The organism is uncultured Porphyromonas sp. (assembly GCF_938023125.1).
Classification (GTDB): Bacteria; Bacteroidota; Bacteroidia; order Bacteroidales; family Porphyromonadaceae; genus Porphyromonas.
Map to the genome: position 1 here is coordinate 83,526 of NZ_CALHDW010000002.1, position 11,835 is coordinate 95,360.

Consider the following 11,835-nt stretch of genomic DNA (forward strand, 5'->3'; position numbering starts at 1 on the left):
TGCTCTAGGCGGCAAATAGCCTTTTTAGTCTAAGAAGAAAAGCGAGGGAATTGCTGCCTAATTTTCGATTCCTTTTTAGCCAGAAACCTCACCCCATACTGCCTGAGATTTTTTATTTTCTCACCCCAAAGTGGAGGGGAAAATTAGCCGGAATCCCAACAAATTCCACCCAAGAAAAAACACTTTTCTGAGCCCCAATATTTTTTATACCTTTACGCATTTGAAAATCCGTTGGTCTTAATCCCGATCGGTTGTTGGGAGTTTGTACTATGCGATTTTCCTCTATGTATGATAGCAGTTGAGCAACGTGTTTGATAAAACTATGATAGAAATACCTCCAGGCCTAAGGGAGGCCATCAAAGCAGATGAGTTGGTACTATTCGTGGGTGCCGGCCTATCTTGGAACTTTAAGAACAAGAAAAATGAGACGTTGGAAGGATGGACAAAAATGGCTTCGTCTATTACCTCCCATTTAAAAGAGAAACGTCGTATCACGGAGGAGGTGAAGCAATCTTGCGATAAAAAGGAGCCGATAGATGCTCTTAAAGAGATAGAAGATAATGGAGTAAACAAAGGAATAGTAGGGAGCTTTGTCAAGGACTACTTCTCCTTGGGAGAGGAGAACGATTATTCCTTTCAGCAGAAGCTGTTCGAATTATCCACAAAGATCATTACCACCAACTATGATAGAGCCTTTGAGATGGCGGTTCCTAGACTCCAAGAGATAAAAGCATATCGGGGTAAAGACTATGAACTAAATAGACTGAAAAAAGATTCTATCTTTTTATTCAAATTACATGGTTGTATAGAGCATATAGACTCTATGGTCTTATTCCCATCCGACTATGAAAAACTTTATAATAGCAAAGGGAGAGATGCAGAGCATGCCCTATATGCTTTGAGAAATCTCATTTTCAATAAAACATTTCTCTTTATTGGGACGGGTTTGGGTGATCCTCAAATCAATAGCTTTTTTGAAGAGATCAAAAGAATTCAAGGGATCTATAGTCAAGAGCACTACATTATTACTCCTGAATCGTTAGGGGAGTCTCTTGATTTTTTGACTCCTATTAAAGTTGATTCTTATGTAAATGTCCCAACGGTTATAGATCAGCTTTTAGAATTTAAGCGAGTTGCAGAAGAAAACAAGAGCTCTCAGGAGAAGCTGTTCCTGGCTCAACTCAAGGAGACCGAAGAGAGAAATGAAGTCCTTACAAAAGAGCTTGAGAAAGTAACGGATGAAAATGAAAGACTCTTACTTCTTTTAGAGAGAGAATCCAATAACCACCTTAATATCGGGTTAAGGCATCATCTGGCTGCAGAATACTTAGATGCCTCAGAAGAGTATAAGTGCGCGATTGAATTAAATCCTAGAAATTATGAAGCATTCTCTAATTGGGGTGTTACTTTAAGTTTGTTGGCACAGACAAATTTTGGATTCGACATTGAAAAATTGTGCAACGAAGCCATTGACAAATATCAAAAGGCAATAAAGTATAAGCCAGGCTCTACTGAGATATATAACAATTGGGGGAATACTTTATGTCTTCTAGCACGGATAAAATCAGGAAAAGACGCTGAATTTTTCTACAACGAAGCATTTGAGAAATATAGAGAGGCAGCAATGTATAAGTCAGACAAGCATGAGACCTATTATAATTGGGGAGTTGCTTTAAGTCTCTTGGCAGAGACAAAATCTGGCAGTGATGCAGAACGATTCTATAATGAGGCTATTGACAAATATCAAGAGGCAATAAAGTATAAGCCGGACAAGCATGAGGCCTATTATAATTGGGGACTTAATTTAAGTTCCTTGGCGCAGCAAAGATCTGCTATTGAGGCGGAAAAACTCTATAATGAAGCTATTGAGAAATATCGAGAGGCAATAAAGTATAAGCCTGATTACTATGAAGCCTTTTGCAATTGGGGAATTGCTTTAAGCGATCTAGCAGGGACAAAATCTGGTCTCGATGCTGAAAAGCTCTATAACGAAGCTATTGAGAAATATCGAGAGGCAGTTAATTATAGGCCAGATCACTATGGGGCCTATAATAATTGGGGAAATGCTTTAATTTATCTAGCGCAGATAAAGTCTGATAGCGAGTCTGAAAATCTGTACGATGAAGCCACTGAAAAATATCAGCAAGCGATTGAGTATGGAGGAGATTCTTTCTATAATTTGGCTTGTCTTTATGTGCTGAGAAATCGGAAAGAGGAAGCGCTGAAGTATTTGGATCATGCGCTCTCAAGAGGAGAAGTCTCGGTAGAAATTCTGGAGAGTCGGTGGATTTGGTTGCGAGATGATCCGGACTTTAAGTGTCTTCTCTCTCAACATAAGGGAAAGTAGGGGCGGGTGCTTACTAGAATCCTCTACAGAGCAAAAAAGAGAGACAAAAGGCTATCTATATCGGATAATTCGTAGTAACCTTCTCCCGAAGCTCTCAAATAAAAAGAGTCGATATATCTCTCCATTTGGAGAAATATACCGACTTATTACATCTGCTCCTCCCTTTGAGTTACGCACCCAAAGGGGGAGAGAGGTGCTCTATTAAAGAGCGATTTTCTTCACGAGACGCTTGCCCTCTTGGCTTACTACTACGATGTAGTGTCCACGGCCAAGGTTGAGGGAGATAGCTTCGTGAGCGTTAGCTTCTACAAGCATCTTACCTTCGAGGTCGTAAACAAGTACGTGAGCGCTATTGAGCCCTGAGATGCTGAGAGCCTCGCCTTGGATAGCGAAGAACACGTTGTCAAGAGCTACCTCATCTACTGAGAGGAGGTCTTCTTCTACGATATTGGTAAATATCTTCCAACCCGGAGCTTGGCTGTATGCAGCCTTAGTGCCGAAGGGTACGTGGAGAGTTGCTTGCTCGATTTCTACGATATCAGAGAATGCCAACTCATCGAGTACGGGAGGTACTGTATTGAACGAGAATACGTTGGCAATAGACTGGCAGCCTCTGAATGCATTAGCCCCGATCTGTACGTTCGTAGGAATGTTGAGCGAGACAATAGCAGTACCTTGTAGTGCTTGCTCACCAATGAAGGTCACACCCTCTCTGGGGAGATCGAAACTTGCCAATCGGAAACAACTCTTGAAGCAGAAGTTGCCAACGCTCTTGAGTGCCTTGCAGTGATCGATCTTGAGCTTAACGATGTTGGCAGCGCCATTGAACGCATAGTCTTCTAGCACTTCGAGAGACTCGGGGAGTACGAGCTCTTGAGGAACAAAGTTGAAGGCGAAGGCATATCTCTCGATCTTCTTAATGTCATTAGGGAGCTCGATAGGCTTCGCAGCTTGCCCTTGTTGTACAAATGAGGGGTAGTGCATCAAGGCACGGTCTGCCTTGCGGATGAGCATACCATCAACGGTTTCGAAGAAGTCGTTGCTACCCTCAATCTTCTTGATGCTCATAGCAAAGGTGAATGCACCCGTGCGTATCTTTTCTACAGAAGCGGGGAGTGTGAATACCTCTTTGGGGTAAACGGTAGCTACTTGTACCAGTTCCTTACCATCCTTTGAGTAGACAGCGTTGTCTACAGACTTGAAGTGTGGGTTGGCAGCATCTACTTCCAATTTCTTCAACTGTCCGCAGTACATAAAGGGAAGTACCCCGATGGTTTCTACCTGAGCAGAGATCGTTAGGCCTGTTAGCTTAGAGCCCATAAAGGCATAGTCTGCAATGTGCTTAACATTGTTGGGTACCACGACATCGCCCACGGCATCCCACTTAACGAGTGTATTGCCTTCGATTACGGGGTCGTTGTCGCCACCATGGTGTCCTTCCTCGTAGCAAACCAAGTGTACATTGAGGTCGCTCGTTACATTGTTGATGCGAAGTTCGTTATTCGTTTCGGTTTGCTCCTCATCGTTAATGATCCAAGCTCCTACCTTGTAGCCCGCATTGGGAGCTGCTGTGAAGATAATATCTTGGCCACTTGCAATAGCTTCGCCACTAGCGACGGGTGTACCTTCTGAGGTGCGAGCCGAGAGTGAACCATTGCCGCTCATCTCTTTGTATTGGATAACTACAGAGCCTTCGTTGCGCTCGAAACGAACGAGGAAGTCGATCGTTTCTGTAGGAGTTACCGTCCAAGTTGTTTGCCCCTTGAGAGACTCTCTTTCTACATACTTACCTTCGCTATCCTCAAAGAGCCAGTCTGTCACCTTGTATCCCTTGATGGGAGTAGCCGTGAACGTTACGCTCTTACCTGTGGGTACGAGATCACTACTCTTGAATTCTTTTCCGTCCATTACGGCGGTTACCGTACCACCGGCAGCGTTGGCAGACTTGAAGAATATACGGTTCCCCTCGGGGAGCTTGTTGCAATGCGCAACGATGTTGAGCGCTTCATTTACAGAGGGTATCTCAAGTATCTTTTGGGTTCCGGGGATGCCTTCCATCTTCTGACCGTTTACGGTCCAGTGCGAAAACTCGTATTGAACGAAGTTGTAACGGCATTCCATCTTGAGCGTACTGCCTTCGGCTACCTCGTCTCCGTTCTCCACGGTAACGGGTCCCAAGAGCCATGCTTCTATAAATCCTGCTTCTTGTGGATCTACTTTGAAGGTTACTCGATGTTTCTTTAGTTCTGAATCGGGAGCTCCTACCTGGATCTTAGCTCTCTTATAATACTTCTCAAGGGATGTCTTTACCGTTTCGTTGGCTACATAGATAGTCATGGAGGCGTTGTCGCTAGGACCACTCATGTTGTTGTCGCCAAAAGCAACAAATCCGGCACTTTCGTGGATGTCTACAAGCTTGATACCGGCAATTTGGCTGAATGCCAAGAAGCCTACAGTCTCGAGCTTAGGTAGGTCGATGCTTTCCAAAGCATCTGCCGATAGGAAGCAATTGTCGCCTACGCTTTTTACGGACGTACCGATGATTGTATTGAGCTTCTTTAGGTTCTGACCTGCGCCATCGGCTATGATTGTTGTTTCGTTGGGGAGAGTAATCTTAGCCACCTGGGGGAGTAGGATTACGGCCTGTGTCTTATCTTTCGAAAGCACAGCTCCGTCCAAAACCATATATCCTGCCTGAGGATGGGTGATGGAGAACTCAGTAATGTTGGGGTTGTTATTGAAGGGATTCTTTTCGATCTTCTCTAGGGCTCCTCCTAGGATCACTTTGGTGAGAGAGGTGCAGTTGAAGAAAGCATTTTTCCCCAAGATCTTGATTGCCGGGAGCTCAAGGGTGGTAAAGCTCGCGTTGTCGCAAGAGGCAAAAGCATCTTCGCCGATTTCCTCTACTTGAGGCATCTTCATGGACTTAATACCCTTGCATTCCTTAAAGGCTTCTTTGCCAATCTTTTTTACGTTGTTGAAGTCGATAGAGGTAATTTCGTCGTTCGAAGAACGTAGGCCACTGCGCATACCGGCAGATTCCCAATCGTCATCGCCCCAATCACCACCACTTTGGTAGAAACAGTTAGGGGCAATTTCTACTACCTCATCGGGCATTTTGATGTCTCCTGATGCCATTGGCCAGCTTATAAGCACGCCATCTTGAACGTTCTGAGCTTTGACGACGCCAAAGGTCGTGGCAAGCAAAGACAACAGGAAGAAAAGAGTAATTTTTTTCATCTGTAAATATTATAACGATTCAATTTTTGTCTGCGCATGCAGACACTTCTTTTTTGTTGGTGATAAGTTCGTTGCGAATAAAGGCCCATCGGAGAGGAGGGCTTTTACAGGTTTTCGATGGTAGGTGAGAGTTGGGATTTCCCCGATAGGGAAATGAAGAAAAAGGTCACACCTTCCCCCTATATTCGATCTATTTAGCCGATCGCAAAGGGAAAATAGCGCATAGGAGGGGGTGTTAGTCCCTCTTAGTAGTCTTACAGACTCTCTTTGTGCGGGTATAGCTTTATTGTCCGTTGTTTGCAAAACTTGTTTCTTAAAGGGAATTCACTGTAGGTTTGTTGGTGTTTTGTGAGAAGTGTCTCTAAAAATGACCTACATATGCACTATCCACGCTAGGATAGCTATCTCTTTGGGAAACAAAGGTATATAATTATTGGGGCTTTTCAATAGACTTCTCGGGAGAAAAATAGGTGCAAATACCGGGAGCAAATAGCTATCTTTGCCTCGAGAATGTGAGGTAAAGCCATGGAGAACACCGTCACTTGCCCTCGCTTCATGCCATGATTCTTTAGAATGTAAAATGCTATGACAAAGAAAAGTATCGCACGATGGATTGCTCTGTTTCTCACGAGCACAACCTTATGCCTAGCCTTCGGCTCCATCCCAGCCGAGGCTCAAAAGAAAAAGGGAGCCACTCGTCAGGAGGCAAAAGGCTCGAAAGTGCCCAAACTACAACTCCTCAAGCATCACAAGTCCGAGGGGGATGTGGATCTCGTTGTTTTAAATAAGTCGGGTAGTGTGGCTGCCACCTACTTTGGAGAGGATTATGGGACGCAGCGTAAGGTCAAGAAGCTCGTCCTTTGGGACACTTCTAAGTTTACCCAAATTGCCGAATACAAGATTAATTGTCGTGATATATGCTTTGGAGAGGACGAAAATACCCTCCTGTTTGTAGATCCCTATGGGATCAAGGAGATGGACATCCGAAGCGGAGAGATCTCGCTAGTGCTAGAGGGAGAGTTCCTAAAGGCGGCCTACAATCCGCTAGACAACAATGTGATTTTTTATTCCGATGAGGTGGATGCCTATTATTACGATCGTACAACAGAGACTTCGGAGCACCTACATACAGTGAGCAAAGGCTCTGGTGTAAGACCCTTCCGCTTCTATCGTTTCACCGAAAATCACTTGCAGATCTTGATGTGTCGTAACTATACGTTACAGATAGATCTTAGAGACTATACAACCCAAAAGGTGTATTTCTCGGAGGATGATAATTGCCACATAGACCTAGCACTGAGCCCCGATGAACAGTGGATCCTGCAGGGAGGTGCCTTTAACTATAACCGGTTGTATAAGAATGCTGACTACCTAGCTCGAGGAGAGGAGGCTAGGCTTCAAGGTCAGTTTGATACGAATAATATCAATTATGAAACCCTTAAATTCATGGAGGATGGCTATATCCTCTGTGGAACGGTCAATGGTCGCTCGGTAGAGATCTGGGATCTCAAGACGCTCAAGAAGGTGAGTTCTTTTGCTCAGAAGGGTAAGCTCAGTTATGTTGGTGGTATTGCCTATAATCCGGAGAAAAGGCTCATTGTTGTAGGTTCTCTCTACGGCATCGTCTGCTTCTTTAGGTATTAAGCACCATTGCTTTCTGTTACTTTGCCTCGGTTACCTTGGAATAAATCCGAGGCAGCCGGGGCTCTTGGATATTATTACGTACCTTTGCAGATACAAAAAATAGATTATCTGAGAAAATGAAATAGAGGAGATGAGAAATCGATTGTTTCTTGCCTTTGTATTTGCCTTCTTGCCCCTACTGGCAAAGGCACAGACTGATACTCTTATTCACTCTTCACAACAGTTGGGAGAAGTGGTAGTGACGGGGACCGGTACTGCTCACTATCTCAAAGACGCCCCTGTACAAACCGAAGTGATCACTCGTAGCATGTTGCGCAATTACTCAGGGCGCAGCATCAGCGATATTCTTACGGCTCTTAGCCCCGGCTTCGATATCTCCTCTAGCGATATGGGAGGGCGTATTACCATGGGAGGACTCAATAATTCCTATATTCTTATTCTTCTCAATGGACGGAGATTGCATGGTGACCTTGGGGGGCAAAACGACCTTTCTCTCATCGACCCTCTGGATATAGAACGTATCGAAATAGTGCGCGGAGCCTCTTCTTCTCTCTACGGATCAGACGCCATTGCAGGCGTAATCAATGTGATAACAAGACGGAAAACCAAACAGATCCCCCTGAGCTTCGATAATACAACTCAGGTGGGCGGCTTTGGGCAATTGCTCCAACATAACCGCCTACAGCTGCAACTAGGGCAACTGCATTCCGATACAAAGTACTCGGGAGCACGCAGCGATGGTTGGCAAAATTCGACTCAAGAGTACTATCGTTATAAACTCTATGAGAACTCCACCACAAAGACAGAGAGCGCATCCGATAATAACCGCATAAGTCAGGCTTTTTCGTTCACCCCCTCTCCTCATTGGAGCTTCTCCGCAGATGGGATGTACTACCTTAAGCACATCTATCATGAGCCGGGGTTACCTCGCTTTCGCTCTTATAATCTCCGTTACCGAGACTTCTCTCTGGGAGCTTCGGCCGAGTATAAACAAGAGGGAGAGTTCTCACTCGCTTTCCTTGCAGACTATAGTCGCCACCGTTACTTCTACGATTACTACAATAATTACATTGACGAAATATTTGAGCATCAGCTTATTGGGGGGAAAGATGTGCGGGTCCCCAAGCATATTGTCTACAGTCCCGGATCCTCTTCCTTGGAGAGCGATCAAGGGCAATTCAATGCTGCGCTAAAAGCCATTATCCCGTTCAACGAGAAGCATCTTTTCTCGGCAGGGGTGGAGTATCGTCTTGACGACTTATATGCTCCTAAGCGTATGGTCAAGGCGCGCGAGGCTAACTATACACTCTCTTCTTATGCTCAAGATGAGTGGAATATTCTCCCCAAACTAAATCTAACAGCAGGGGCGAGATTGGTGCACCATGAGGCATTCGGTTGGCACCTTACACCCAAGGCTTCCCTTCTCTACAAAAGTGGAGATTGGAGATGGAGAGCGACTTATTCGTGGGGATTCAAGACACCTACGATCAAAGAGTTATACTACTTCTACGAACGCCCCATCATGAGTAAGGTGAGGCTTTATATTGGGAATGAACGTCTCAAACCGCAGCGGTCTCAGTACGCCTCGGCAAGTGTAGAGTATCGACATGAGGGCTGGCAATTTTCGTTTACCCCCTCTATCAATAAACTATGGGACATGATTGCTCTCGTTTCCGTACCCATTCCTCCCGGTTATGCCGGTGATGAGGGGAACGACTACGATGGAGCCATGCAATATATAAACATGGAGCAGGCGCTCGTCGCCAACTTCGAATTCTCGGGAGCATACACCTCCCCCCACGGATTTGCTTTTGGTGCAGGCTATAGTTATACCTCGGCTCGAGCTCACTTGGTAGACGAAGAGGCGAGTAAGAAGGCGCAGAGTCCCATCATAGAAGTGCGCAGTATCGATGGCACGGCTAACCACCATGCCAATCTCTTTGCCAAGTGGGGGCATACGTGGGGCAAGTACTCTCTAGGAGTCGGGATCTATGGAAAAGGTCAGACCGAGCGGTACTATAAAGAGTATGGCAATGCCCCAGGATTTTTCCTTTGGAAACTCTCTACGGATCATTCCTTTGCCCTCCCCGCAGGATTGCATTTGGAAGCCGCTTTGGGGATAGACAACCTGCTCAACCATGTAGAGAGACATCCTTATGGGTACAACTTTGGTACTACAACCCCCGGTCGTACCCTATTCCTCTCCCTCAGTTTGGGCTATCAAACGGGAAAGAAATCTCAGAAAAACAAAAGGCAACAGATAAGAAGTACAACAATCTAATTAGTATCGAAATGAAGATTCTAAAGGCTTTGGCTATAGCAACAATAGCCACTACTACACTCCTTATGGCTTCTTGCAAAAAGCAGGATCCCAAAGATCAAGAGATCGTAAAGTATGAGAAGAAGCACGACACAGCCGTTTTGCTCGTAACATTTGGTTCTACTTTCGACGATCCCCACACAACATACAAGAAGCAGATTGCAGATTTCGAAAAAGCATTCCCCAATGCCGATGTATTCTTCTCATTCACCTCTCGTACTTGTATCAATCGTTGGCAAGCTGCTAAGAATGAACAATTCATTACTCCAGACCTCTGGTTCAAATCTTTCCTTCAGAAGGATTATAAGACCGTGCTCGTACAGTCTCTCCATGTTATCCCCGGAGAAGAATTTACTCTCTTGCGCGATGGTTATGTAAAGCCTCACTACAATTTCCCCGCTGAAGAGTTGAATCGTGACAAGGCTGTGCTAGGGAATGCCCTTCTTACTTCGGACGAAGATATCGAAAGCGTAGCAAAGATCTTGGTAGATGCGTTTGCTACTCAGCTCAAGGCTGGGGATGCCGTTGCTTTCATGGGTCACGGTAATCCCGTTTCAGACTACGACCGCGCCAATGCTTCTTATGAGAAGATCGAAAAGGCCATGAAGGCTTATGCTAAGAAGACCTACAACAATGATAATGTATATGTAGGTACCGTGGATTATCCCGCTATGCTCGTAGATCACGTAATTGATCAGCTCAAGAGCTCTACATGCGCCACCAAAAAGATCCACCTTCACCCTCTCATGTCTATTGCCGGAGACCACGCCAATAACGATATGTCTAGCACTGCTACCGAAGAGGATGGTAAGAAGCTCCCTCTAGAAGAACAGAGCTGGCGTAATCAGATCGCTGCTCAAGGTTGGACTGTAGAGTCCCACCTCAAGGGGCTCGGCGATTACCCTGCCATCAACCAAATTTGGATCAAGCACCTCAATGAGGCTATCGCAAGCGCCAAAGAAGATTAATCAGAAGGTATCTCGCCTTGTCTCTGGAGAGGGGGACCGCTCATACCCCCTCTCTTTGTACGAGAGACGATCTAGAGATACAAAAAGAGGTAGGATGCCCCCGAGCATCCTACCTCTTTTCTTTTAAGGAAGAGACGGTCTTAAGATGGTTCCCTAGACGCCCTTGGTTATCATCGTTCGGTCTAGATCGTGGCGGAGATTCTCTAGAACACGATCGTAGGGAATGTTGAGAAGCTTCATCTCCTTGGCCACTGCAGGGAGAATCTCGTTATAGAACCTCTTCTGACGTTCTTGCGCAACAATCTCAATAGCCCCCTCTTTTATGTAGTTGCCAACCCCGGGACGGGATTCGATCAATCCGGCTGCAATCAAACGATCGTATGCCTTTACAATGGTGTTCGGATTGACCTCTAGACGAGCCGCCATATCACGTACGGATGGAATACGAGTTCCCACTTTATAGGTGCCCGAGAGGATCCCATTGTGGATTCTCTCAATAACCTGAAGGAATATAGATTGTGGTTGAATCGGATTCATTGGATTTGCTTCTTCTTAAAGATATAATACCCCCCAACACACATGGCAATATCCACGAATAAAAATAGAACAGAGGCAATGATATAGGTCGAGATCTTCTCGTAAAGATCTCCTGTAATGTAATTCTCAAGGGAGAACTCAACGAGAAGGGGAAGCAACGTCACGAAGATAAGGATAAACCCTACACTGGCTGCCAAGGTGGCTATCACTTGATTTCGTATAAGTATCCGGAAGAAAAAGAGCCCTACGATAAGGACAGATACGAGAGATACGAAGAGTATATGTTGCCAGATATCTAGCGGAGTCTGCATGTTTTCCCCGAGGAATGGCACAATGTGGGATAGGGCCATAGATAGATTGGGAGAGAAGATGAGAAGATAGGGAATGAGTGAAAGAACAGCAACAACTGTAGCCAATAGAGACATCACAACCCCCTGCAATAGTATAAGAAGATACTTCTCTAGCGAAGACAAGGGCGCCAGATAAAAGTGTGGAATACGGCTATAATAAAGGGTGTTCGAAACCCAGGAGAGGAATGCAAATAGGTAAAGAATACGCGCAATGGCGAAGTGAAAAAAGGAGGGATCTATGGAGTAAATCGCTTTTTCCCACTCTGTAAATGATCTGGAGAAGGCTAAGGGAACAAGCTCGATAAACCAGATTACGATCATAAATATGATGGCAACGAGTATGTGCTGCCTACGATTGATCATCCAATCTCCCTTAAGCAAAAGTAGTATGCGTCCGAGGCTATTATTTATCATAGGTGATTTTCTCTA

At 45.2% G+C, this 11,835-nt stretch carries 7 protein-coding genes; 4 read left to right on the top strand and 3 right to left on the bottom strand.

Annotation, left to right across the window (positions count from 1 at the left end):
- Positions 1-322 precede the first annotated feature (322 nt).
- On the top strand, positions 323-2,347 hold the full coding sequence (locus Q0090_RS00460) for a tetratricopeptide repeat protein (protein ID WP_297946322.1): 2,025 nt from the start codon (positions 323-325) through the stop codon (positions 2,345-2,347).
- 201 nt (positions 2,348-2,548) lie between these two features.
- Here the strand turns inward: Q0090_RS00460 and Q0090_RS00465 are convergent, their stop codons facing one another.
- Positions 2,549-5,587, bottom strand: a complete 3,039-nt coding sequence (locus Q0090_RS00465; RefSeq protein WP_297946324.1) for a leucine-rich repeat protein — start codon at positions 5,585-5,587, stop codon at positions 2,549-2,551.
- 585 nt (positions 5,588-6,172) lie between these two features.
- On the opposite strand from Q0090_RS00465, the gene Q0090_RS00470 reads away from it, so the two are divergent.
- The 3 genes from Q0090_RS00470 to Q0090_RS00480 all read left to right on the top strand — a co-directional run bounded on the left by Q0090_RS00470 (position 6,173) and on the right by Q0090_RS00480 (position 10,519).
- A complete protein-coding gene (locus Q0090_RS00470; protein WP_297946327.1) occupies positions 6,173-7,231 on the top strand; it encodes a WD40 repeat domain-containing protein in 1,059 nt (352 codons plus the stop codon).
- Positions 7,232-7,361: 130 nt separating this feature from the next.
- Positions 7,362-9,512, top strand: a complete 2,151-nt coding sequence (locus Q0090_RS00475) for a TonB-dependent receptor (protein ID WP_297946330.1) — start codon at positions 7,362-7,364, stop codon at positions 9,510-9,512.
- An 11-nt stretch (positions 9,513-9,523) separates the two neighbouring features.
- Positions 9,524-10,519 carry a sirohydrochlorin cobaltochelatase gene (locus tag Q0090_RS00480; protein WP_297946333.1) on the top strand — a complete coding sequence of 332 codons (996 nt, stop codon included), beginning with the start codon at positions 9,524-9,526 and terminating at the stop codon, positions 10,517-10,519.
- 153 nt (positions 10,520-10,672) lie between these two features.
- Here the strand turns inward: Q0090_RS00480 and Q0090_RS00485 are convergent, their stop codons facing one another.
- Together Q0090_RS00485 and Q0090_RS00490 are read right to left on the bottom strand one after the other, a co-directional pair.
- The gene (locus Q0090_RS00485; RefSeq protein WP_297946336.1) at positions 10,673-11,056 is read right to left on the bottom strand and encodes a GntR family transcriptional regulator; all 384 of its coding nucleotides are present in this window, start codon (positions 11,054-11,056) and stop codon (positions 10,673-10,675) included.
- Positions 11,053-11,820 (bottom strand): hypothetical protein, encoded by a 768-nt coding sequence (locus tag Q0090_RS00490; RefSeq protein WP_297946339.1) that lies wholly within the window; start codon positions 11,818-11,820, stop codon positions 11,053-11,055. Before Q0090_RS00490 ends, Q0090_RS00485 begins: the two co-directional genes overlap by 4 nt.
- Positions 11,821-11,835 lie beyond the last annotated feature (15 nt).